This is a genomic window from Cupriavidus sp. AU9028 (genome assembly GCF_019795295.1).
GTDB lineage: Bacteria > Pseudomonadota > Gammaproteobacteria > Burkholderiales > Burkholderiaceae > Cupriavidus.
Genome location: NZ_JAIMCG010000013.1, coordinates 1 through 21,689, shown reverse-complemented (window position 1 = coordinate 21,689; position 21,689 = coordinate 1). Strand labels below are relative to the sequence as shown.

21 protein-coding genes are annotated in these 21,689 nt (G+C 68.1%); 8 read left to right on the top strand and 13 right to left on the bottom strand.

Features of this window, described 5'->3' with window-relative positions; genetic code table 11:
* Nucleotides 1-207 precede the first annotated feature (207 nt).
* From K6V06_RS14755 to K6V06_RS14745, 3 genes are all read left to right on the top strand, one after another.
* Nucleotides 208-2,067, top strand: a complete 1,860-nt coding sequence (locus K6V06_RS14755) for a M61 family metallopeptidase (RefSeq protein WP_222244629.1) — start codon at nucleotides 208-210, stop codon at nucleotides 2,065-2,067.
* Between the two features lie 164 nt (nucleotides 2,068-2,231).
* A complete protein-coding gene (locus tag K6V06_RS14750; protein WP_222244627.1) occupies nucleotides 2,232-4,742 on the top strand; it encodes an FUSC family protein in 2,511 nt (836 codons plus the stop codon).
* Nucleotides 4,743-5,045: 303 nt separating this feature from the next.
* Complete coding sequence (locus K6V06_RS14745; protein WP_222244625.1) at nucleotides 5,046-5,318, top strand: acylphosphatase; 273 nt, start codon at nucleotides 5,046-5,048, stop codon at nucleotides 5,316-5,318.
* Nucleotides 5,319-5,338: 20 nt separating this feature from the next.
* Here K6V06_RS14745 and K6V06_RS14740 read toward each other — a convergent pair whose 3' ends face one another.
* The 8 genes from K6V06_RS14740 to rpe all read right to left on the bottom strand — a co-directional run bounded on the left by K6V06_RS14740 (nucleotide 5,339) and on the right by rpe (nucleotide 12,887).
* Complete coding sequence (locus tag K6V06_RS14740) at nucleotides 5,339-6,184, bottom strand: uracil-DNA glycosylase (RefSeq protein ID WP_222244623.1); 846 nt, start codon at nucleotides 6,182-6,184, stop codon at nucleotides 5,339-5,341.
* Entirely contained in the window at nucleotides 6,184-6,855 is a 672-nt protein-coding gene (locus K6V06_RS14735; RefSeq protein ID WP_222244621.1) for a CYTH domain-containing protein, read from the bottom strand. Before K6V06_RS14735 ends, K6V06_RS14740 begins: the two co-directional genes overlap by 1 nt.
* Before the next feature lie 21 nt (nucleotides 6,856-6,876).
* Nucleotides 6,877-7,680, bottom strand: a complete 804-nt coding sequence (trpC, locus tag K6V06_RS14730; protein WP_222244619.1) for an indole-3-glycerol phosphate synthase TrpC — start codon at nucleotides 7,678-7,680, stop codon at nucleotides 6,877-6,879.
* Between the two features lie 9 nt (nucleotides 7,681-7,689).
* Complete coding sequence (gene trpD, locus K6V06_RS14725; protein ID WP_222244617.1) at nucleotides 7,690-8,718, bottom strand: anthranilate phosphoribosyltransferase; 1,029 nt, start codon at nucleotides 8,716-8,718, stop codon at nucleotides 7,690-7,692.
* Between the two features lie 74 nt (nucleotides 8,719-8,792).
* The gene (locus K6V06_RS14720; RefSeq protein WP_222244615.1) at nucleotides 8,793-9,362 is read right to left on the bottom strand and encodes an aminodeoxychorismate/anthranilate synthase component II; all 570 of its coding nucleotides are present in this window, start codon (nucleotides 9,360-9,362) and stop codon (nucleotides 8,793-8,795) included.
* Nucleotides 9,363-9,379: 17 nt separating this feature from the next.
* Nucleotides 9,380-10,912, bottom strand: coding sequence for an anthranilate synthase component I (trpE, locus tag K6V06_RS14715; RefSeq protein ID WP_222244613.1), 1,533 nt, complete (start codon nucleotides 10,910-10,912; stop codon nucleotides 9,380-9,382).
* Between the two features lie 536 nt (nucleotides 10,913-11,448).
* Nucleotides 11,449-12,189 carry a phosphoglycolate phosphatase gene (gph, locus tag K6V06_RS14710; RefSeq protein WP_222244611.1) on the bottom strand — a complete coding sequence of 247 codons (741 nt, stop codon included), beginning with the start codon at nucleotides 12,187-12,189 and terminating at the stop codon, nucleotides 11,449-11,451.
* Nucleotides 12,186-12,887 (bottom strand): ribulose-phosphate 3-epimerase, encoded by a 702-nt coding sequence (gene rpe, locus K6V06_RS14705; RefSeq protein WP_222244609.1) that lies wholly within the window; start codon nucleotides 12,885-12,887, stop codon nucleotides 12,186-12,188. Before rpe ends, gph begins: the two co-directional genes overlap by 4 nt.
* 206 nt (nucleotides 12,888-13,093) lie before the next feature.
* Between rpe and apaG the strand changes: the two genes are divergently transcribed.
* Nucleotides 13,094-13,468 carry a Co2+/Mg2+ efflux protein ApaG gene (apaG, locus tag K6V06_RS14700; protein WP_222244607.1) on the top strand — a complete coding sequence of 125 codons (375 nt, stop codon included), beginning with the start codon at nucleotides 13,094-13,096 and terminating at the stop codon, nucleotides 13,466-13,468.
* 88 nt (nucleotides 13,469-13,556) lie between these two features.
* On the opposite strand, the gene K6V06_RS14695 is transcribed toward apaG, so the two are convergent.
* Entirely contained in the window at nucleotides 13,557-13,796 is a 240-nt protein-coding gene (locus K6V06_RS14695; protein ID WP_222244605.1) for a hypothetical protein, read from the bottom strand.
* 130 nt (nucleotides 13,797-13,926) lie between these two features.
* Between K6V06_RS14695 and K6V06_RS14690 the strand changes: the two genes are divergently transcribed.
* Nucleotides 13,927-15,138, top strand: coding sequence for a murein transglycosylase A (locus K6V06_RS14690; RefSeq protein WP_222244603.1), 1,212 nt, complete (start codon nucleotides 13,927-13,929; stop codon nucleotides 15,136-15,138).
* 78 nt (nucleotides 15,139-15,216) lie between these two features.
* On the opposite strand, the gene paaK is transcribed toward K6V06_RS14690, so the two are convergent.
* The 3 genes from paaK to paaG form a co-directional block, all read right to left on the bottom strand.
* Nucleotides 15,217-16,521 carry a phenylacetate--CoA ligase PaaK gene (paaK, locus tag K6V06_RS14685; protein ID WP_222244601.1) on the bottom strand — a complete coding sequence of 435 codons (1,305 nt, stop codon included), beginning with the start codon at nucleotides 16,519-16,521 and terminating at the stop codon, nucleotides 15,217-15,219.
* Nucleotides 16,522-16,598: 77 nt separating this feature from the next.
* Nucleotides 16,599-16,994, bottom strand: a complete 396-nt coding sequence (gene paaI, locus K6V06_RS14680) for a hydroxyphenylacetyl-CoA thioesterase PaaI (protein WP_222244782.1) — start codon at nucleotides 16,992-16,994, stop codon at nucleotides 16,599-16,601.
* Nucleotides 16,995-17,136: 142 nt separating this feature from the next.
* Nucleotides 17,137-17,961, bottom strand: coding sequence for a 2-(1,2-epoxy-1,2-dihydrophenyl)acetyl-CoA isomerase PaaG (paaG, locus tag K6V06_RS14675; RefSeq protein ID WP_222244598.1), 825 nt, complete (start codon nucleotides 17,959-17,961; stop codon nucleotides 17,137-17,139).
* 468 nt (nucleotides 17,962-18,429) lie between these two features.
* Between paaG and K6V06_RS14670 the strand changes: the two genes are divergently transcribed.
* From K6V06_RS14670 to K6V06_RS14660, 3 genes are all read left to right on the top strand, one after another.
* The gene (locus K6V06_RS14670) at nucleotides 18,430-19,125 is read left to right on the top strand and encodes an SDR family NAD(P)-dependent oxidoreductase (RefSeq protein ID WP_222244596.1); all 696 of its coding nucleotides are present in this window, start codon (nucleotides 18,430-18,432) and stop codon (nucleotides 19,123-19,125) included.
* A 106-nt stretch (nucleotides 19,126-19,231) separates the two neighbouring features.
* On the top strand, nucleotides 19,232-20,428 hold the full coding sequence (locus K6V06_RS14665; protein WP_222244594.1) for an amino acid aminotransferase: 1,197 nt from the start codon (nucleotides 19,232-19,234) through the stop codon (nucleotides 20,426-20,428).
* Between the two features lie 101 nt (nucleotides 20,429-20,529).
* Entirely contained in the window at nucleotides 20,530-21,306 is a 777-nt protein-coding gene (locus K6V06_RS14660) for an enoyl-CoA hydratase (RefSeq protein WP_222244592.1), read from the top strand.
* Nucleotides 21,307-21,426: 120 nt separating this feature from the next.
* Here the strand turns inward: K6V06_RS14660 and K6V06_RS14655 are convergent.
* Nucleotides 21,427-21,689 (bottom strand): hypothetical protein (locus K6V06_RS14655; protein ID WP_222244590.1); only part of this gene is annotated, 263 nt, incomplete at its 5' end.

Sequence of the window (21,689 nt, the reverse complement as noted above, 5' to 3'; positions counted from 1 at the left end):
CGGGGCTGGCGCTCGCTGCCCTCTCCCCCGGCCCCTCTCCCGCGCGGCGGGAGAGGGGAGCAAACCGGCAGCTTGCGTTAGGCCCTGGGGGTTCTCCCCTCGCCCGCTTGCGGGAGAGGGGCCGGGGGAGAGGGCAATCGAGCGCGTCCAATCCCTCCGCGCTCCCCGCACCACGATTCCACATGCCTGGGACGATACAATCCCGGCATGAAGCCGATCCACTACGCCATCGCCCCGCTTCAGCCTGAAGCACATCTGTTCGCGGTCACCGTTACCGTGGACGATCCCGATCCCGCCGGTCAGCGTTTCTCTCTGCCCGCCTGGATTCCCGGCAGCTACATGATTCGCGAATTCGCGCGGCATATCGTGCGGATCGAGGCCCGTACGCCTCGCAAGGGCCGAAGCCGCTCGACCGAGGGCGCGGCTGGCGAGCCGGTGGCGCTGGTCAAGCTGGACAAGCACACCTGGCAGGCGGCGCCGGTGGAGCCGGGCTCGGGACCGCTGACGCTGTCCTACGAGGTCTATGCCTGGGACCTGTCGGTGCGGGCCGCGCATCTGGACGCGACGCACGGCTTCTTCAACGGCACCTCGGTCTTCCTTGCCGCCGAAGGCAGGCAGGACCGTCCCTGCATCGTCGATATCCATCCGCCCCAGGGCGAGGCGTACCGCAATTGGCGCGTGGCGACCGCGCTGCGCGAGGCGCCGGGCCGGCTGGGCGCCCGGCGCTACGGCTTCGGCCGCTATCAGGCCGACGACTACGACGAGCTGGTCGACCATCCGGTGGAGATGGGCGAGTTCGCCCTTGGCACCTTCAAGGCCTGCGGCGCGCAGCACGACGTGGTGTTCACGGGCCGGGTGCCGAACCTCGACATGGAGCGGATCTGCCGCGACCTGAAGCAGATCTGCGAGGCGCAGATCCGGCTGTTCGAGCCGCGCACGGCGCAGGCGCCGTTTCTGGACAGCAACCGTCGCTATGTCTTCATGACGATGGTGACCAGCGACGGCTACGGCGGGCTGGAGCATCGCGCCAGCACGGCGCTGATGTGCGCGCGCGGCGATCTGCCGGTACGCGGCAACGCCGAGATGAGCGAGGGCTATCGCGGCTTCCTCGGCCTGTGCAGCCATGAGTATTTCCATACGTGGAACGTCAAGCGCATCAAGCCGGCGGCGTTCGTGCCGTATCGGCTGGAGAGCGAGACCTACACGCCATTGCTTTGGCTCTTCGAGGGCTTCACCAGCTACTACGACGACCTGATGCTGGTGCGCAGCGGCTGCATCGACGAAGCGCAGTACGTCGCGCTGCTGGAAAAAAGCTGGAACGGCGTGCTGCGCGGCAGCGGCCGCACCAAGCAGAGCGTGGCGGAAAGTTCGTTCGATGCCTGGACCAAGTACTACCGCCAGGACGAGAACGCGCCGAACGCCATCGTCAGCTACTACGCCAAGGGCTCCCTGATCGCGCTGGCGCTGGACCTGACCATCCGCTCGCGCACGGCGGGCAAGCGTTCGCTGGACGACGTGATGCGCGCACTGTGGCGCCGCTACGGCCGCGATTTCTATGCGCCGGGCGCGGCCCAGCGTGGTGTGACCGAGGCCGAGGTGCATGCGCTGGTCGACGAGATCGCCGGTGTGCGCCTGTCCACGCAGTTGCGGGCCTGGACCGAAGGCACCGGCGAGTTGCCGCTGGCGCCGCTGCTGCGCGGCTTCGGCATCGAGACGCAGGCGCGCAAGCCGGGCCGCACCGCCGCCCTGGGCATCAAGACCCGGGCCGAGGACGGCTGGGTGCGCATCGCCCAGGTGCTCGACGGCGGCGCCGGGCAGGCCGCAGGGCTGTCAGCCGGCGACTTGCTGGTGGCGATCGACGGGCTGCGCGTCACGCCGGGCGGTGCCGGACAGGCGGACAAGCTGCTGGCGCGCTATCGTGCCGGGGATACCGTCTCCTGCCATGTGTTCCGCCGGGACGAACTGCATGCGCTGACGGTGACGCTGGCGCGCGAGCCGGCGACCGAGTACAAACTGAAGCTCGGCGAAGCGCGCCACCCGGTCCGGAGCCGCTGGCTGTCGCGATAGCGCCTGGCCGGCGCAAGGCGCCGGACCGCCGTGGCACTGCATGCGCGCCGCGGCTACCGGCAGTACCAGGCAGCACCAGGCAGCACCAGGCAGCACCAGGCAGCACGGATGCCGAGCGTCTGGCTGACCTGCAATCCATCGACTGAACGAACGCGCCGCTACGCATGCAATACGCGCACGATCCCCGCACCTTCCTGTTCTCGCATTACGTCTATCGCGGCCTGCGTTCGGCCACGGGCGTGATCGGCGCCACGCTGATCGCGATGCACTTCGGCGACCTGCCCACGGCGATGGTGGTGTCGATGGGGGCGCTGTGCACCAGCCTGATGGATTTGCCCAGCCCGGTCCATCACAAGTTCAACGAGATGCTGGCCAGCGTGCTGCTGTGCACGCTGGTGACGCTGGTGGTGTCGCTTGCCTCGCCGTTTCCGCGCGTGCTGCCGCTGGTGGTGATCGCCGTGACCTTCCTGTCGGCGATGATGACGGTGTATGGCAACAAGACCATGCCGTTGCAGTTCTCGACGCTGTTCGTGATGACGCTGACGCTCAGCGAGGATTTCGTCGTGCGGCGTGCCTTCGAGCACGCGCTGCTGTTCTGCGCGGGCGCGTCGGCGTACATGACCTATGCGCTGGCGGTCAGCTGGCTACTGCAGCGGCGCACCCGGCAGCAGATCCTGGCCGAGTCGCTGTACGAGCTGGCCGGGTACCTGGAGATCAAGGCCGGGTTCTACGACGCCGGCAACGATTACGAGGAGCAGTTCAACGCGCTGGTGCGCCAGCAGATCATCGTCGCGGAGCGGCAGCAGGCCGCGCGCGACCTCGTGCTGCGCGGCAACCGCACGCCGCACGACGGCCTGCTGGTGCAAGTGCATCTGCGCATGCTGGACCTGTACGAATACATCCTGTCCACCAACACCGACTATCCGCTGCTGCGCCAGACCTTCGGCGGCACGCCGGTGCTGGACGACCTGCGCCGGCTGGTGCGGTTGATGTGCCAGGACGTCGAGACCATTGCCTACGATGTCACGCGCGGTCGGCCCTCCTACAGCGAGACCGATTACCGCGAGGCACTGCGCGCGGCGTCCGACCATATCGCCATGCTGCGGCACCACCATGTCGATCCGGCCGCGATGACGGCGCTCACCGAGACGCTGGACATGATCCGCGGGGCGATTGCACTGGTGGAACAGTTGCACGTAGCCTCGCGCACGCCGGTGGAGCCACGCAGCGTGATGCCGGGCCCGGACATGAAGCCGTTCCTGACACGGCAGCGCTACGAATGGCGGGCGATGCGGGACAACCTGCGCTGGCGCTCCCCAGCCTTCCGCTTCGCGCTGCGCGTCACGCTCGCCGTGTCGGTGGGACTGTGGGTCGCCAACCAGCTGCCCTATGCCTCGCACAGCTACTGGATCCTGCTGACCATCGTGGTCATCCTGAAGCCGAACTTCAGCATGACCAAGCAGCGCTACAACGACCGCCTGATCGGCACGCTGATCGGCTGCCTGATCGCGCTGGGCATCCTGCGCTTCGTGCAGGAACCCCTGGTGCTGCTGGCCGTGCTGTTCGTCTCGCTGGTGGCCAGTGCCACCTTCGTCACCATCAAGTACCGCTATACCGCGATCGCCGCCTGCGTGCAGGTGCTGGTGCAGATCAACCTGCTCGCGCCAGGCAGCCCGCCCATCGTCGGCGAGCGGCTGATCGACACGGTGATCGGCGGCGTGCTCGCCTCGATCTTCAGCTTCGTGCTGCCCAGCTGGGAGTACCGCTCGATTCCGAACCTGGTCGAGAACGTGCTCAAGGCCAATCGCCGCTATATCGCCGCCACCCGCGACCTGCTGCTGCGCCGCAGTGAGGACGACTTCGCCTACCGGGTGGAACGCAAGCAGTTCATGGACAGCCTGTCGGCGCTGATCGGCTCGTTCCAGCGCATGCTCGACGAACCGCGGAGCCGGCATCGCGCGGTCGACAACCTGAATCGCTTCATCGTGCAGAACTACCTGGTGGCCGCGCATGTGGCAGCGGCCCGGGTGCAGGTGCGGCAGCACTACGACGAGCTCGATATGGAAGCCGCCCGCGCCGCCATCGACGAGGCTACCTCCGCGGCAATGCACAGCCTGCTGCTGGCGAGCGACCGGCTGCGCGCCGGCGAGCGGGCGGAGAGCCGGGGAGCCGGCTTCATCCGGCAGCGACAGGCAGCGGCGCAAGCAGCGGCGCAAGCAGCGGCGCAAGCAGCGGGTGGCGATTCGCAGGCCGGTGTCGCGGACGGCACCGGTGCAGGGAGTACGGCAGCGGAGATGCAGCCAGCGGAGCAGGGGGCAGAGCAAAGGGCGGAGCAAGGGGTAGAGCAGGTGCAGGTGGCAGAGCAGGGCGCAGAGCACGGGGCGGCCGTGTCCCAGCAACGTGCCGCACCAGCAGCCGTGTCCGATGCTGACGCTCCTCCCGTCGATGCCTCCGCCGAACTCGACGACCGCCGCGTCCGCATGGCCGACACGGCGGACCGCTGGCACACGGAAACGATGGCGCACCGCGCCGCCGAGCCCGAAGCCGGCCCTGGCGCAACCGAGCGCGGCGCCAACGCCGTGCTATCGCGCCGCCTGCGCGCCCTGCGCACCGACGCCGCCAAGATCGCCCTGCGCACCGGCGCGATCGGCCGCGCCATCCGCGATCCGCGCTGAGCGCGGCGCTTGGGGTGTCCTGCAGGCTCGAGCCGGCTGCGCTACGCTAGCGATGAACTGACCACGGATGCGCTCCCCTCTCCCGCTTGCAGGAGAGGGAGAACACCGGCAGCACTGGAAACGCCGCGGATGTGCTCCCCTCTCCCGCCTGCGGGAGAGGGGCCGGGGGAGAGGGCAGCGGGCGCTGGCCAAGCCTGCCGCGGCCGAAAGACCAACCCCTCTCCCCGACCCTCTCCCCTTGAAGGGGAGAGGGGGAAAACCCCCAGGCATGGCAACACCGCACGATTGCAAGGAGACCCGGCAATGGAAACCTGGCACATGGTCGCGCACGGCAGGGTGCAGGGCGTGGGATATCGCGCCGGCTGCGAGGATCTGGCGATCCGGCTGAACCTGGGCGGTTGGGTCCGCAACCGCAATGACGGCACGGTCGAAGTGATGGCCTACGGCCCGCCCGAGCGGCTGGCGCAGCTGCGCGAGTGGATGGAGAAGGGGCCGCCCGGCGCGCAGGTCCAGCGGCTGGAGGTCGAGCCGGGCGAGGGCGAGTTCGAGCTGTTCGAATGGCGTCCGACCGCCTGACGCCATCGCGACGTCAGGCGTTACGCCGCCGGCGCGCCGTGCCGGCTCCAGTCGATCGGCTCCCGGCCGTGCTGGACCAGCCAATCGTTGGCCTGGCGAAAGTGGCCGCAGCCGAGAAAGCCACGGTGCGCCGACAGCGGCGACGGGTGCGGGGCTTCCAGCACGCAGTGCTCGCCGCGCAGCAGCGCTTTCTTCGCCTGCGCGTGGCTGCCCCACAGCAGGAAGACCAGATGCGGGCGGCTCGCCGCCAGCGCGCCGATCAGGCAGTCGGTGACCGCCTCCCAGCCGCGCCGGGCGTGGCTGGCGGCGCGGCCCTGCTCGACCGTCAGCACGGTGTTCAGCAGCAGTACGCCCTGGCGCGCCCAGCCTTCCAGATTCCCCGACGCGGCCGCCTTGCCGCCACAGCTGCCGGCGCCATACTCGGCCTCGATCTGCTTGAAGATATTGCGCAGGCTGGGGGGCACCCGCACCCCCTCGGGCACCGAGAACGCCAGCCCGTGCGCCTGCGCGATTTCATTGCCGTCCACCACCCCAACGCCGTGATACGGGTCTTGTCCGAGGATCACGACCTTCACGTCGTCCAGAGCGGTCAGATGCAGGGCATGAAAGACTTCCAGCGGAAAGACGGGCTTGCCCGCCGCGCGCTCGCCGTCGACGAAGGCGACCAGTTCCTGCCATGCCGGCGTGGCAAGGCACGGCGCGAGCAGATCGTGCCAGGCCGGCGGCAGCGCGGCCGCCTGTTCTTCCAGCGAGCGCCATGCCCCTGGCGTGGCGCACCGCGATGCCGGGGCCGCCGCTTCCAGGAACAGGTCCGGCTGTGTCTGGGCACGATCGTTACGCCGCTTGCCCACCGCGCGCCCGGCCATCAGCGCACCTCCGACGGGAAGCCCGCCAGCCGGTAGCCGCGCGCGGCCTTGCTGCGATCCGACGGGGTCAGCGCGGCTACCTGCGCCAGTTCGGCGGCCAGCGCGCGCAGCGCCGGTGCGGCCGCCGCAGTATCGCTGCCGATCCATTCCAGTTCGAGCTCGTCGATGGGCTCGCTGCGCGATCCGGGCGGCAGGCTACCGCCGTTGCCCGCGCCGCCGGAGAAGTCGCCCGTCGCGACGATGCTGCCCCGGTCCAGCGCCACCTCGATCTCGCCGCCATCGCGCCGGATACGCCAGACACGCCGGTGGAAGTCCGTGCGGAATACCGGCACCAGCCGCGCCATCAGCGGCGCCAGCAACGCCTGCGCGGCAGGCGGCAGCCGCTCCGGCTGCAACGCCTCGCCATCGACCGGGGTTTCCCATTCATCGCGCACCGCCAGCCCCGCTTCGCTGCGGCCGGCGGTCTTCAGCGTCTGCAGCCATTGCGCGCCGTGCCGGCGCAACCGCAGCGCGGCACGGTTGCGGGCCAGTTCGCCCGCCGGCGTATCGAAATACAGGTTCGCCAGCTCGAACGCGCCACGCGGCTCGCCCTGGCGGTCCAGCCACTGTGCCACTGCGGAGGCGGCGCCCGCATCCGGTATCGCCAGCTTCAGCTCGATTTCCTTGGCCATGCCGTCCCTGTTCCGTCCGGCTCAGGCGAACAGCCGGGCCAGTTCCTTGCCCGGTTCCGGCGCGCGCATGAACGCCTCGCCGACCAGGAAGGCGTGGACATTGGCCTCGCGCATCTTCGCCACATCCTCCGGCCCGAGGATGCCCGACTCGGTCACCACCAGCCGGTCGGCCGGAATGGAGGGCAGCAGGTCCAGCGTATTGTCCAGCGACACCTCGAAGGTGCGCAGGTTGCGGTTGTTGACGCCCACCAGCGGCGTGCGCAGGCGCAGCGCGCGCTCCAGCTCGTCGCCGTCATGCACTTCGACCAGCACGTCCATGCCCAGCTCGTGGGCGCACGCTTCGAGCTCGACCATCAGGCCGGTATCCAGCGCGGCGACGATCAGCAGGATGGCGTCCGCGCCCCAGCTGCGCGCCTCGTAGACCTGGTACAGGTCGACCAGGAAGTCCTTGCGCAGCGCCGGCAGCGGACACGCCGAACGGGCCCGCTTCAGGAAGTCGGCATGGCCCTGGAAGAAGCGCTCGTCGGTCAGCACCGACAGGCAGGCCGCCCCGTGCGTCGCGTAGCTCTCGGCGATTTCCTCCGGCACGAAATGCTCGCGCAGCACGCCCTTGGAGGGCGAGGCCTTCTTGACCTCGGCGATCACGGCGGCCAGGCCAGCGTCGATCTTGCCGCGCAGCGCCGCGCCGAAGCCGCGCGGTGCCAGTCCGCTTTCGTTGCGCAGGCTCTCGGCCTCGGCGCGCAGGCTGGCCAGATCGCGGCGCTTGCGCGCCGCCGCGACTTCCTCGCGCTTGACGTCCAGGATCTTCTGCAGGATGTCGGACATGATTCCTCCTTAGCGGTACTGGCTCGTCGCGCGGACGAACTGGTCGAGCTTGGCACGGGCGGCACCGCTGGCAATCGCCTCGCGCGCCCGCTCGATGCCGTCTTCGATCGAGCTGGCCACATTGGCGGCATACAGCGCGGTGCCCGCATTCAGCGTGACGATCTCGCGCGGCGTGCCGGCGACGTTGCCCAGCGCTTCGAGCAGCATCTCCTTCGATTCCATGGCGTCGGCCACCTTCAGCCCGCGGTTGGAGATCATCGACAGGCCAAAGTCCTCCGGATGGATCTCGTACTCGCGCACCTGCCCGTCCTTGAGTTCGCCCACCATGGTGGCCGCGCCGAGCGACACCTCGTCCATGCCGTCCTTGCCGAACACCACCAGCGCGTGCTGTGCGCCCAGGCGCTGCATCACGCGTACCTGGATGCCGACCAGATCCGGATGGAACACGCCCATCAGGATATTGGGCGCGCCGGCCGGGTTGGTCAGCGGGCCCAGAATATTGAAGATCGTGCGCACGCCCATTTCCTTGCGGATCGGCGCGACGTTCTTCATCGCCGGATGATGGGTGGGCGCGAACATGAAGCCGATGCCGGTCTGCGCGATGCACTCGCCGACCTGCTCGGGCGTCAGCATGATGTTGACACCCAGCGCCTCCAGCACGTCGGCGCTGCCGCTCCTGGAACTGACGCCGCGGTTGCCGTGCTTGGCGATGCGCGCGCCCGCCGCGGCGGCGACAAACATCGACGCGGTCGAAATATTGAAGGTGTGCGAGCCGTCGCCGCCGGTACCGACGATATCGACGAAGTTCTCGCGGTCCTTGACTTCGACCTTGTTGGCGAACTCGCGCATCACCTGCGCCGCCGCCGAGATTTCGCCGATGGTCTCCTTCTTGACGCGCAGCCCGGTCAGGATTGCCGCGGCCATCACGGGCGAGATCTCGCCCTGCATGATCTGCCGCATCAGGTGCAGCATCTCGTCATGGAAGATTTCGCGGTGTTCGATACAGCGCGTCAGCGCTTCCTGGGCGGTGATGGTCATGGCGGCCTCGCTGGCGGAAGAAGGGGTTACGGGGTTCGGGGACGGGGTCGAGGCGAGTGGGGTATCCAGCCGTCTCATGCCGTCGCCTTCAGGAAGTTGGCGAGCATCTCGTGCCCGTGTTCGGACAGGATCGACTCCGGGTGGAACTGCACGCCCTCGACGGCCAGCTTGCGATGGCGCACGCCCATGATCTCGCCGTCGGCGGTCCACGCGGTCACTTCGAGGTCTTCGGGCAGCGTCTCGCGCTCGATTGCCAGCGAATGGTAGCGCGTCACGTCGAATTCGCGCGGCAGGCCGGAGAACACGCCCTGCTGGGTGGTCTCGATCCGGCTGACCTTGCCGTGCATCACCTGCTTGGCGCGGATCACCTTGCCGCCGAAGGCTTCGCCGATGGCCTGGTGGCCGAGGCACACGCCCAGCATCGGTACCTTGCCGGCGAAGTGCTGCAGCACCTGGACCGAGATGCCGGCTTCGGCCGGGCTGCACGGTCCCGGCGAGATGCAGATGCGCTCGGGCGAGAGCGCCTCGATTTCGTCCAGCGTGATCTCGTCGTTGCGGTAGGTGCGCACATCCGCGCCCAGTTCGCCGAAATACTGGACCAGGTTATAGGTGAAGGAGTCGTAGTTGTCGATCATCAGCAGCATGGCCGTTCCCCGTCGTCTTAGAAGTCCGAGTCCAGGCCATCCTGGACCTGCTCTGCCGCGCGAATCACCGCGCGGGCCTTTGCCTCGGTTTCGCGCCATTCGGCTTCCGGGTCGGAATCGGCAACGATGCCGGCGGCCGCCTGCACGTACAGATTGCCGTCCTTGACGATGCCGGTGCGGATTGCGATGGCAAGGTCCATCTCGCCACCGAACGACAGGTAGCCCACCGCGCCACCGTAGATGCCGCGCTTGCGCGGCTCCAGTTCGTCGATGATTTCCATCGCCCGCACCTTGGGCGCGCCGCTCAGCGTGCCGGCCGGGAAGGTGGCACGCAACACGTCCAGGTTGCTGATGCCGTCCTTCAGCGTGCCCTCGACCGAGCTGACGATGTGCTGCACGTGCGAGTACTTCTCGATCACCATCTGGTCGGTCACCTTGACCGAGCCAGTCTGCGCGATGCGGCCGATATCGTTGCGGGCCAGGTCGATCAGCATCACGTGCTCGGCGATTTCCTTCGGATCGTTCAGCAGTTCGGTCGCCAGCTGCGCATCGCGCTCGGGCGTATTGCCGCGTGGACGGGTGCCGGCGAGCGGGCGGATCGTAACGATGCGCTTGTCCTGCGCGTCGGCGCTGTCGGTACCGGCCTTGCGGGCCACCTTGCGCGTCTCCTGCCGCACGAGGATTTCCGGCGAGGCGCCGACGATCTGGAAGTCGCCGAAGTTGTAGAAGTACATGTACGGCGACGGGTTCAGCGAGCGCAGCGCGCGGTACAGCGACAGTGGCGCGTCGCGGTACGGCTTGGTCAGGCGCTGGCCGATCTGCACCTGCATCATGTCGCCGGCGACGATGTACTCCTTGGCCTTGTGCACCGCCGCCAGATAATCCGCCTTGTCGAACTCGCGGTAGACCTCGGTCTGCACCGAGGGGCTGGTCACCGGCACATCGACCGGCTGGCGCAGCTTCATGCGCAGCTCCCGCAGCCGCTGACGGGCGCGCGCGTAGGCTTCGGGCATGGCGGGGTCGGCATAGACGATCAGGTACAGCTTGCCCGACAGGTTGTCGATGACCGCCAGTTCCTCGCACAGCAGCAGCTGGATATCGGGCAGGCCGAGATCGTCCGGCTTTTGCGTGCCGGCCAGCTTCTTCTCGATATAGCGGACCGTGTCGTAGCCGAAGTACCCGGCCAGGCCGCCGCAGAAGCGCGGCAGGCCCGGGCGCAGCGCGACCTTGAAGCGCTGCTCGAAGGCGGCGATGAAGTCCAGCGGGTTGCCTTCATGCTGTTCCACGACCTTGCCGTCGGTGACGACTTCGGTCAGGTTGCCGGTGGCCCGCAGCAGCGTGCGGGCATGCAGGCCGATGAAGGAGTAGCGGCCGAACCGCTCGCCGCCCACCACCGACTCGAGCAGGAAGGTGTTGACTCCCCGGGTTTGCGACTGCGCCAGCTTCAGGTACAGCGACAGCGGCGTTTCCAGGTCGGCGAAGGCCTCGGCGATCAGCGGAATGCGGTTGTAGCCCTCGTCGGCCAGGGATTTGAATTCGAGTTCGGTCATGTCGATCCTCTTGGGACGGCAGCGCCGGCTCAGCGGCCATGGCGCAGCGTCGTGCAATTCGGAAGGGGCTGGCCAAGGCCGCTGCCCCGAGGGCGAGCCGGCGGACACTGCGCCGCTGGCCCGAGGGGGCGTATCGGACGTTCGAGGGTGCGCTGCGGGATTGCCGGAACCCGAAAGGTTAGCACCGGCGCTTCGCAGCGGAGGAGCGGATATGGGCTGACCGGGCAACCGGAACCGCGGGATCGTTCTGCGGGGAAGGATCGGTGGGTCCGGCGCTGGTCCGCTGACCCGCCGGACTGGCCGCCTTGTCAGCCGCGGGTCGCGGCAGGGGCGGTCAGGGGGACTCGCGAACGCTCTTTACGCCTGATGAGAGGCGCGCCAGCGACGCCAGGGCCAAGCCTGCCGGTCACTGTCGGAAAAGATGCGTTTGCGATTCAGGAACATGAAGAGTCGTGTTCTGCGAAGGAATGGGGGCGGGCATAAGCCGGGGCGGATTGCCGAGCGGATGGGCCGGTCGAATCGTTCCCGGTGTGCCGTCACCGATGTGCGGTCAGCAGCTCAGCTGCCTGGACGAGCGAATCGACTATACCATCGGCGTCGACGCCTTGTACAGGGTTGCCATGGTTGTAGCCGTAGGGCACCAGCAGCACTCCCATGCCTGCCGCCCGGGCCGCCAGCGCGTCGTTTTCCGAGTCGCCGATGGCCACCATCGCTTGCGGCTCGAGCCGGAAGGCTTCGGCCACCTTCAGCAGCGGATGCGGATCGGGTTTGCGGAAGGGGAAGGCATCCCCGCCATAGACCAGCTCGAAGTACTGGCCGAGACCGGTCCTGGCCAGCAGCGGGTCGGTGAAGGCATGCGGCTTGTTGGTAACGCAGGCCAGCCGCAGACCGGCCGCCTTCAAGGCCGCCAGCCCCTGCGCGACACCCGGGTAGACCGAGGAATGGGCGCCGTTGATGCGCAGGTACTCGCTGCCGTACAGCGCCAGCGCATCGGCGAACATCGCGTTGGCCGCCGCTGGCGGCAGGCGCACGTCCAGCACCCGGCGGATCAGGTTCTCCGAACCCTTGCCGACGAAGCTGACGATCTCCTGCTCCGACAACGGTGCAATGGGCTCGGCCATGCCGTGCTGACGGGCCAGCGCCAGCAGCATCGCATTGACCGCCGCATGGAAGTCGCCGGCGGTATCCACCATGGTACCGTCCAGGTCGACGATCACCGCGCGGATGCCGCGCCAGTCGGTGCGACGCAGCGCTCCCTTCACCGGCAGGGCCGTCATTGCCCGACCTTCGCCAGTTCGGTGCGGAAGGCCGACAGCACGCCGCGATAGCCGCCATCGGCGTCGGGCTTGCCGAACACGGCCGAGCCGGCGACAAAGGTGTCGGCGCCCGCCGCTGCGATCTGCGCGATGTTGTCGACCTTCACGCCGCCGTCCACCTCCAGCAGGATGCGCCGACCGGTGCGTGCTTCATAGGCATCCAGGCGCTCGCGCACGGCACGCAGCTTGTTCAGCGTCTCGGGAATGAAGGCCTGGCCGCCAAAGCCGGGGTTGACCGACATCAGCAGGATCACGTCGAGGCGGTCCATCACGTGGTCCAGGTAATGCAGCGGCGTCGCCGGGTTGAACACCAGTCCGGCCTGGCAGCCGTGATCGCGGATCAGCGCGAGCGAGCGGTCCACATGGTCGCTGGCTTCCGGATGGAAGGTAATGATGTTGGCGCCGGCCTTGGCGAAGTCCGGGATGATGCGGTCGACCGGCCGCACCATCAGGTGCACGTCGATCGGCGCGGTGACGTGAGGGCGGATCGCCTCGCAGACCAGCGGGCCGACCGTCAGGTTGGGGACATAGTGGTTGTCCATCACGTCGAAGTGGATCCAGTCGGCGCCGGCTTCGGTGACGCGCCGCACTTCCTCGCCCAGGCGGGCGAAGTCGGCGGACAGGATGGACGGGGCAATGCGGAAAGTGGGCTGGCTCATCTGCGCGGCTCTGAAGTCGGGATACGCTGGAACGGCAATACGACGAATCGCCCGCCGGCACGCCGGCCGGAGCGGGCCGCCGGGCTGGGCGCGGAGTCGGCCATTTTACGCTGCCCGGGCGCCACCTGCCGGCGACCGTCACTTGCCCGCCCCCGGGGCTTGCCGCACAATGCCGCTACCCTCTGCAGTCAATCACGCCCCGGACAATGAGCGAGTACGCGTTTTCCGTGTCGGTCAGGACCCAGTACCTGGCCGACCAGTCGGACCCCGATCGAGGGCGCCATGCCTTCGCCTATACCATCACCATCCGCAATACCGGCGAAGTCGCCGCGCAGCTGATCTCCCGCCACTGGTGGATCACCGACAGCGACAACGGCACGCAGGAGGTGGCCGGCCTGGGCGTGGTCGGACACCAGCCGCTGCTCAAGCCGGGCGAGCATTTCGAATACACCAGCTGGGCCACCATCTCGACGCCGGCAGGCTCGATGCGCGGCAAGTACTTCTGCGTGGCCGAGGACGGCCACCGCTTCGAGGTGCCGATCCCCGAGTTCGCGCTGGTGCTGCCGCGAATGCTGCATTGAACCGCGGCGGGCCGGCCAGCGCGCCGCGCCCGGGGCCGAAGCGCTCGCAACGTCGTGCCGCCTTGACTGCCTGAGCCGGCTTGACCGCCTAAGCCGGCGGGTTATCCTTCGGTTGCTCCGTTCCCGGGCCAGGCGCGGGCGTTGCCTTGTCCGCGCGCTGGACGGCCTCGCCGCTGCGCGAAGGATGATCGGCCGGCGCCCGCAGCGGACGCGGATTCTTCTTCGCCGTGCCCATCGTCCACACCACGATGAAGACCAGCAGCAGCAGCGCCACGCCGGCTTCAAGTGCGAACAGCAGCATGGGATGGTCCTGGAAGAACTCGCTCATGGGATTGGCAGGTTTCGCGTTGGCAGGAGCCGCTGGCGCACAGCGGCCGAGCCATTGTAGAGGATGAGACGCCGCGCCGGTCACGGAACTCCGGCCGCCGTCCGGTTTCATATAGCCGCTTCGAGACAAGATGAATCACAACACCCGAACCGCTTCTTCGCTATCCGTTCCGCTCGCCGTGTCCGATTTCCCCTCGCTTCGTTCCGCCTCCTTCTCGTCTACCTTCCACCACGCTCGCGGCACGCCGCTGCTCGCCGGCTGGCGCCGCGCCGCCCTGGGTGGCGCCGCTGCCATCGCCACGCTGCTGGCGGGCTGCATCACCGCGCCCACCCCGCGCGTGGAAGGCGGTACCACGCCGCCGGTGCCGCCGGTCGCCAGTGGCAAGGGCAGATTGCAACCGGCCAGCTGGCAGGAGATCGGCGGCTGGACCCAGGACGACGTGCGGGCAGCGTGGCCGGCGCTGCAGGCCAGCTGCCAGGCCCTGAAGAAGCGCGCGGAGTGGCGCAGCGTCTGCGCCGCCGGCCTGATGGTCGATTCCAGCGACGTCGCGGCGATGCGGGCCTACTTCGAGCAGAATTTCCAGCCCTATCGCGTCATCAATGGCGACGGTACCGACAGCGGCCTGGTCACCGGCTACTACGAACCGATCCTGCGCGGCTCGCGCACCCGGCAGGGCCCGTACCAGGTTCCACTGCACCGCAAGCCGCCGCAGTGGGGCAACCGGCCGCTGCCGGCCCGCGCGGAACTGCTGCGCGACCCCGCCCTGCAGGGCAACGAGGTGGTCTGGGTCGACGACGCGGTCGAAGCAGCGTTCCTGCAGATCCAGGGTTCGGGGCGCATCCGGCTGCCGGACGGCACCATGATGCGTGTGGGCTTCGGCGGCACCAACGACCAGCCGTTCCGCTCGTTCGGCAAATGGCTGCTGGACCGTCGTGAGATCACGCCGGCGCAGGCCACCATGCAGGGCATCAAGGCGTGGGCGCGCGCCAACCCCGGCCGCGTCGAGGAGATGCTGAACGTCAACCCGCGCTATGTGTTCTTCCGCGAGCTGCCGCCCAACAACGACGGCCCGATCGGCGCGCTGGGCGTGCCGCTGACCGCCGAGCGCTCGATCGCCGTCGATCCGGCGACCATTCCGCTGGGCGTGCCGGTATTCCTGTCCACCACGCGGCCGCTGTCGGCCGAGCCGATCCAGCGGCTGATGTTCGCCCAGGACACCGGCAGCGCCATCAAGGGCGGCGTGCGAGCCGACTTCTTCTGGGGGGCCGGGGACATGGCCGGGGAAACGGCAGGGCGCATGAAGCAGGCCGGCCGCATGTGGGTGCTGATGCCGCGCAGCTAGGCGGCAGCGAGGCAGAAGCGAGGCGACGGCGGTCCGGGCGGTCGTCCTCGCGCCAGCGGGGACGACCGGCCTCACCGATCAACGCGGCCGCTGGTCCACGATCCGCCGCGCCTTGCCCACCGAGCGCTCCACGCCGCCCGCCGGCAGGACCTCCACGCTGACCGTCACGCCGATATAGGCCTTGATCTCCTGCACCAGCGCCTCGCGGGCGCCGGCGGTGCTCTCCGGCGTCACGCCCTGCGCGCATTCGACTCGCACGGTCAGCGTATCGAGATGGCCGTCCTTGGCCAGCACGCACTGGTAGTGCGGCGCCAGCTCGGCGCGCTTGAGGATCAGTTCCTCGATCTGCGACGGGAACACGTTGACGCCGCGCACGATCATCATGTCGTCGGAGCGCCCGGTGATCTTCTCCATGCGCCGGAACGCCGCCCGCGCCGTGCCGGGCAGCAGGCGCGTCAGGTCGCGCGTGCGATACCGGACGATGGGCAGCGCTTCCTTGGTCAGCGAGGTAAACACCAGTTCGCCGAAGCTGCCGTCCGGCAGCACTTCACCGGTATCGGGATCGATGATCTCCGGGTAGAAGTGGTCCTCCCAGATGGTCGGGCCATCCTTGGTCTCCGCGCATTCGTTGGCGACACCGGGGCCCATCACCTCCGACAGGCCGTAGATATCGACTGCCGAGATCCCCATGCGCTGCTCGATGGCACGACGCATCTCGGGCGTCCACGGCTCGGCGCCGAAGATGCCGACCCGCAGCGAGGTGCTGGCCGGATCGATGCCCTGGCGCTCGAATTCGTCCGCGATCGCCAGCATATAGCTTGGCGTCACCATGATGATCTCCGGGCGGAAGTCCTGGATCAGCTGCACCTGCCGCTCGGTCTGGCCGCCGCCGAACGGAATCGCCGTCAGTCCGGCCTTCTCCACGCCGTAGTGCGCGCCCAGCCCGCCGGTGAACAGCCCGTAGCCGTAGCTGATGTGGACCTTGTCGCCCCGCCTTGCGCCCGAGGCGCGGATCGAGCGCGCCATCACCGTGGCCCAGGTGTCGATGTCGCGCAGTGTGTAGCCCACCACGGTCGGCTTGCCGGTCGTGCCCGAAGACGCATGGATGCGGGCGATACGGTCCTGCGGCACCGCGAACATGCCGAACGGATAGTTGTCGCGCAGGTCCTTCTTGGTCGTGAACGGGAAACGCGCCAGGTCCGCCAGCGTCCTGACCTGCTCGGGGTGGACGCCCGCCTCGTCGAACTTGCGCCGGTACACCGGCGAGTTCTGGTACGCATGGGTCAGCGACCATTTCAGGCGCTCCAGCTGCAGTGCCTGCAGTTCGTCGCGGCTGGCGGTCTCGATCGGCTCCAGCGGCAAATCGGTCAGGCGGGTGCTCATCGTTGTCTCCTGATGCTGAGCGGTATCGGTTGCGGGCCTCGTCATCTCGTATGCAGCCCGTCGAATTCTCTGGTGGGTCAGGCGTCGGCCAGCGGCACCACGTGCCCCTTGATCTGCGCCGACTTGCCCCGGAACATCGCCACCACCTCGCCGTCGCGATTGGTGACGCGGATGTCGTAGATGCCATGCCGGCCCGACAGGATCTGCTCGGTCGCCTCCGCGGTCAGCAGGTCCCCGCCGCGCACCGGCTTGAGAAACTCGATGGCGCAACCCGCCGCCACCGTGTTGATATTGTGGCTGTTGCAGGCGAAGGCGAAGCAGGAATCGGCCAGCGTGAACATCAGCCCGCCGTGGCAGATGCCGTGGCCGTTCAGGAATTCGTCGCGCACCGGCATCGTCAGCCGCGCGTAGCCGGGGCGGACCGCTTCTACCGTCATGCCGAGCCACTGGCTGCAGCGGTCCGATTCGAACATGCTGGCGGCCGCGGCTTCGGCCAGGGTCTGGGGATCGCTGTCGGCGGACAGCGCAGCGTGCGGGGAAGCAGGGGGCAAGACAGGCTCCTCGTCGTGATGGTGATGGCCGGCCGTTCGGAGCCGGCGGAATCCGTGGCCAGAATCAGCGGCCGCTGAATCGTGCCGGCCGCTTCTGCAGGAAGGCGTTGACGCCTTCGGCATAGTCGTGCGAGGCGCCCAGTTCGCGCTGCAGGTCGCGCTCCATGTCCAGCTGGGCGTCCAGCCCCTGCGTCGCGCTCGCATGCATGGCGTGCTTGATCGCCGCCAGCGCCCGCGTCGGTTGCGCGGCCAGCTGCGTCGCCAGCGCCATCGCCTGCTCGGGCAGCAACGGGTCGTCCATCGCCTCCCAGATCAGCCCCCATTGCTCGGCTTCGTCCGCGGACAGCTTTTCGCCGGTCATCGCCAGGCCCATCGCGCGCGCCATGCCGATCCGCTTGGGCAGGAACCACGTGCCGCCGGAGTCCGGCACCAGGCCGATGCGCACGAAGGCCTGGATAAAGCTGGCCGAGCGGGCCGCCAGCACGATGTCGCAGGCGAGGGCGAGGTTGGCACCGGCGCCCGCCGCCGTGCCGTTGACGGCGGCGATCACCGGCAGCGGCAATGCCTGCAGCCGGCGGATCAGCGGATTGAAGTGCGTGTCGATCAGTTGGCCGAGATCGGTCATGCTGCCCGGCGTGAAATCCAGGTCGGCCAGATCCTGGCCCGCGCAGAAGCCGCGTCCGGCACCGGTCAGCAGCAGCGCCCGCGCGCCGCCGGCCTCCACGCGATCCAGCGCCTCGCGCAGCGCGCCGTGCATCTCGCGCGTGAAGCTGTTGAGCTTGTCGGGGCGGTTCAGCGTGATGGCAGCGACATCGCCGTGCCAGGCAAGCAGGATCGGACCGCTGTCGATGCCGCTGCGGCTGCCGGAGCTGGTAGGGGCGTCTTGCATGGCTGTCTCCTGTTGGCAAGGCGTTCGATGCCGCCTGCCGGATATTCTTGATTTGCGCCCGGGCATCGCGGGCGCCCGCAGAGCGGGCAAGCCGGACAATTAACCGACCGAGCGGTCGGCTAATGGTAGCACCAACGTTCGCCACAGGCCAGTTGTCGTCCGCACGCAGGCGTTTCGTTGTCCCGGCGCCTGGGCATCGCGTCGCCAAGTGCATGCTCGCCATGGACGCCATCGTGCAGATGAGCCCTCGCCCCAGCCGCCATATCGGCACGTCGCATCTGCCGGGCAGGACGGCCGCCAGGCAAGTACGTGGACAGGGGAACCGAAGGTTTCTTGATTGGGGCAAAAATGGAGAAGAACCTTCTCGCTTCCGTGCGGGAACGAGCGGAATCAGGGAAGCTTCTCCCCGCCACCTGTCCTACCATTGCTGTCTTGGCGCCCAGCGGTCGCCGCAGACAGGAATCCGACATGACCTTCACCGATACCCCCGTCCTGATCACTGGCGCGGCAGGCAACCTTGGCCGCGCCGTCGCTTCCGCCTTCGCCTCGGCGGGAGCGCACCTGATCCTGCTCGACCGCGACGTCTCCGCCCTGGTCGAATACGACGAGGCGGACCACCTGCTGCGGCCGGTGGACCTGCTCGACGAGGCCGCCGTGCGCGAGGCGGTGGACGGCGCGCTGCAGCGCTTTGGGGCAATCCGCGTGGTTTGCAATCTGGCAGGCGGGTTTGCGATGGGGACGCCGGTCCATGCCCTCGCTGCGCAGGATTGGGAGCGCCTGCTGGACCTGAACGTGCGCACCCTGCTGAACGTGGCGCGCGCGGCGGTCGCGCCGATGATCGGCAACGGCGGTGGGCGCATCGTCAACGTCGGCGCCCAATCCGCCTCGCGCGGGCTGGGCCTGATGGGAAGCTACTGCGCCACCAAGGACATGGTGGCGCGGATCACCGAATCGATGTCGGCCGAGCTGCGCGACGCCAACATCAACGTCAATGCGGTGCTGCCGAGCATTATCGACACCCCCGAGAACCGCGCCGCGATGCCGGACGCGGACTTCGGCCGCTGGGTAACGCCGCAGGCCCTCGCGGATGTTATTCTCTTCCTCGCTTCCGACGCGGCGCGTGCCATCCATGGCGCGCTGGTCCCGGTGACGAACCGCGCATGAGGAAGCCCGCGTTGTCATGAGGCAGCAGCCCGGGCAACGCAGGGACAAGACAGCATCGGCCGGACCGGCCCTTCCAAGAGCACATACCGAACCTCAGGTGCATTCCATGTTTGAGCATATCGAAGCCTTCCCCGGCGATCCGATCCTCTCGCTGAACGAGGATTTCCAGCAGGACCCGCGGACCGACAAGGTCAACCTGAGCATCGGCATCTACTTCGATGACGAGGGCCGTTTGCCGGTGATGCGCGCAGTCGCGCAGGCCGAAGCGGCGCTGCTGGGCGACCTGGGGCCGCGTCCCTATCTGCCGATGTCCGGCCTGGCGGCGTACCGCGAAGCGGTGCAGACGCTGGTGTTCGGCGAGGATTGCGCTGCCCGCACCGAGCGCCGCATCGCCACGCTGCAGACGCTGGGCGGCTCGGGCGCGCTGCGCGTCGGCGCCGACTTCCTGCGCCGCTACTTCCCCTCCGCGCAGATGTGGATCAGCGACCCCAGCTGGGAAAATCACCGCGTGGTGTTCGATCGCGCCGGCTTCACCGTCAACAGCTACCCGTACTACGATGCGGAAACCGGCGGCCTGAAGTTCGACGCCATGCTGGCGGCCATCGAGGCGATCCCCCAGGGCGACGTGGTGCTGCTGCACGCCTGCTGCCACAACCCGACCGGCGTGGACCTGAACGAAGACCAGTGGCGCCAGGTGATCGGCGTGCTGAAGGCGCGCAAGCTGCTGCCGTTCGTCGACATGGCCTACCAGGGCTTCGGCTCGGGTCTGGACGACGACGCCTTCGCGGTGCGCGAACTGGCACGGCAAGGCGTGCCTTGCCTCGTGGCCAACTCGTTTTCGAAGAACTTCTCGCTGTACGGCGAGCGCTGCGGGGGCCTGAGCGTGGTGTGCGCCAGCGCCGACGAAGCCGGCCGGGTGCTCGGCCAGCTGACCGGTGCCGTGCGCGCCAACTACAGCAATCCGCCGACGCATGGCGCGCGGGTAGTCACGCGCGTGCTGACCACGCCGGAACTGCGCAAGAGCTGGGAGGAGGAGTTGACCTCCATGTGCCAGCGCATCGCCCGCATGCGCCAGGCCATCCACGACCAGCTGCGCGAACATGTCACCGGCGAGAAACTGTCGCGCTATATCAAGCAGCGCGGCATGTTTACCTACACCGGCCTGACGCCGGAGCAGGTCGACCGCCTGAAGAACGAGCACGGCGTCTACGTGCTGCGCTCCGGTCGGATGTGCGTGGCCGGCCTGAACGACCGCAATGTCGGCGTGGTGGCCGACGCGATCGGCAAGGTGCTGGCCGCCTGACGCAAGCCGCCCCGGTATCCGCTTCGGGGCTGTCCCCGCATTTCCCCGCTTGAACGGATCCGCTGCCAACCGGCACGGAATAATGAGAAGGAGGAGAAGAGATGCCGTTTGAACATATCCTCGTGGAGCAGCGTGGCCGGGTTGGGCTGGTCACGCTCAATCGTCCCAAGGCGCTCAACGCATTGAACGACGCGCTGATGGACGAAGTGGGCGAGGCGCTGCTCGCCTTCGATGCCAACGATGACGTGGGCTGCATCGTCATCACGGGGAGCGAGCGCGCCTTCGCCGCTGGCGCCGATATCGGCATGATGGCGTCCTACTCCTATATGGATGTCTACCGGGGCGATTACATCACCCGCAACTGGGAAACCATCCGCCGCATCCGCAAGCCGGTGGTCGCCGCAGTGGCCGGGTACGCGCTCGGCGGCGGGTGCGAACTGGCGATGATGTGCGACATCGTCATCGCCGCGGACACCGCGAAGTTCGGACAGCCCGAAGTCAAGCTCGGCACCATGCCAGGCGCCGGCGGCACCCAGCGCCTGCCGCGGGCCGTGTCCAAGGCCAAGGCCATGGACATGTGCCTGACGGCCCGCATGATGGACGCGGCCGAAGCGGAGCGCGCCGGCCTGGTGTCCCGGGTCGTGCCCGCCGACAAGCTGCTGGACGAAACCATCGCGGCGGCCGAGACCATCGCCGGGTTCTCGCTGCCGGTGGTGATGATGATCAAGGAGTCCGTCAACGCTGCCTACGAGACCTCGCTTGCGGAAGGGGTGCGCTTCGAGCGCCGCCTGTTCCACGCCACCTTCGCCACCGAGGATCAGAAGGAGGGCATGGCCGCCTTCGTCGAGAAGCGTCCGCCGCAATTCCGCCACCGCTGAAGGCTGGGCCGCTCGGGAGGAGCCGAACAGGGCACCTTTCATAAAATGATGACAGGGGTATTGCGTTTCCCGTTTGGCTCCCTTAATATTCGCCCCCTCGCTGCTGAACACGCAGCGGGGTCAGCGGAAAGGGGGCGGCAAAGTCGCTCCCGCAGGTGTGCAGAAGAAGGACCAGCACCTGCCGCGCAACGAGCGATGCTCTGAAAAAAGTTGCGCGAAACGGTTGACGAGAAGCGAAAACGTCTGCATAATCTCGTTTCTCTGCTGCTGACGCAGCAACGCAAGACGGCAGGCAGCACGACGTGCTGCGCGGCTCGAAGCGACAGGCTCTTTAACAACACGAACAACCGATAAGTGTGGGCGCTTGATAGCGGAGCGAACCG

What these genes read in the sequence shown, in the direction of transcription:
- K6V06_RS14755 (WP_222244629.1), top strand. Translation starts at nt 208, where the DNA reads ATGAAGCCGATCCACTACGCCATCGCCCCGCTTCAGCCTGAAGCACAT.
- K6V06_RS14750 (WP_222244627.1), top strand. Translation starts at nt 2,232, where the DNA reads ATGCAATACGCGCACGATCCCCGCACCTTCCTGTTCTCGCATTACGTC.
- K6V06_RS14745 (WP_222244625.1), top strand. Translation starts at nt 5,046, where the DNA reads ATGGAAACCTGGCACATGGTCGCGCACGGCAGGGTGCAGGGCGTGGGA.
- K6V06_RS14740 (WP_222244623.1), bottom strand. Translation starts at nt 6,184, where the DNA reads ATGGCCGGGCGCGCGGTGGGCAAGCGGCGTAACGATCGTGCCCAGACA.
- K6V06_RS14735 (WP_222244621.1), bottom strand. Translation starts at nt 6,855, where the DNA reads ATGGCCAAGGAAATCGAGCTGAAGCTGGCGATACCGGATGCGGGCGCC.
- trpC (WP_222244619.1), bottom strand. Translation starts at nt 7,680, where the DNA reads ATGTCCGACATCCTGCAGAAGATCCTGGACGTCAAGCGCGAGGAAGTC.
- trpD (WP_222244617.1), bottom strand. Translation starts at nt 8,718, where the DNA reads ATGACCATCACCGCCCAGGAAGCGCTGACGCGCTGTATCGAACACCGC.
- K6V06_RS14720 (WP_222244615.1), bottom strand. Translation starts at nt 9,362, where the DNA reads ATGCTGCTGATGATCGACAACTACGACTCCTTCACCTATAACCTGGTC.
- trpE (WP_222244613.1), bottom strand. Translation starts at nt 10,912, where the DNA reads ATGACCGAACTCGAATTCAAATCCCTGGCCGACGAGGGCTACAACCGC.
- gph (WP_222244611.1), bottom strand. Translation starts at nt 12,189, where the DNA reads ATGACGGCCCTGCCGGTGAAGGGAGCGCTGCGTCGCACCGACTGGCGC.
- rpe (WP_222244609.1), bottom strand. Translation starts at nt 12,887, where the DNA reads ATGAGCCAGCCCACTTTCCGCATTGCCCCGTCCATCCTGTCCGCCGAC.
- apaG (WP_222244607.1), top strand. Translation starts at nt 13,094, where the DNA reads ATGAGCGAGTACGCGTTTTCCGTGTCGGTCAGGACCCAGTACCTGGCC.
- K6V06_RS14695 (WP_222244605.1), bottom strand. Translation starts at nt 13,796, where the DNA reads ATGAGCGAGTTCTTCCAGGACCATCCCATGCTGCTGTTCGCACTTGAA.
- K6V06_RS14690 (WP_222244603.1), top strand. Translation starts at nt 13,927, where the DNA reads ATGAATCACAACACCCGAACCGCTTCTTCGCTATCCGTTCCGCTCGCC.
- paaK (WP_222244601.1), bottom strand. Translation starts at nt 16,521, where the DNA reads ATGAGCACCCGCCTGACCGATTTGCCGCTGGAGCCGATCGAGACCGCC.
- paaI (WP_222244782.1), bottom strand. Translation starts at nt 16,994, where the DNA reads ATGTTCGAATCGGACCGCTGCAGCCAGTGGCTCGGCATGACGGTAGAA.
- paaG (WP_222244598.1), bottom strand. Translation starts at nt 17,961, where the DNA reads ATGCAAGACGCCCCTACCAGCTCCGGCAGCCGCAGCGGCATCGACAGC.
- K6V06_RS14670 (WP_222244596.1), top strand. Translation starts at nt 18,430, where the DNA reads ATGACCTTCACCGATACCCCCGTCCTGATCACTGGCGCGGCAGGCAAC.
- K6V06_RS14665 (WP_222244594.1), top strand. Translation starts at nt 19,232, where the DNA reads ATGTTTGAGCATATCGAAGCCTTCCCCGGCGATCCGATCCTCTCGCTG.
- K6V06_RS14660 (WP_222244592.1), top strand. Translation starts at nt 20,530, where the DNA reads ATGCCGTTTGAACATATCCTCGTGGAGCAGCGTGGCCGGGTTGGGCTG.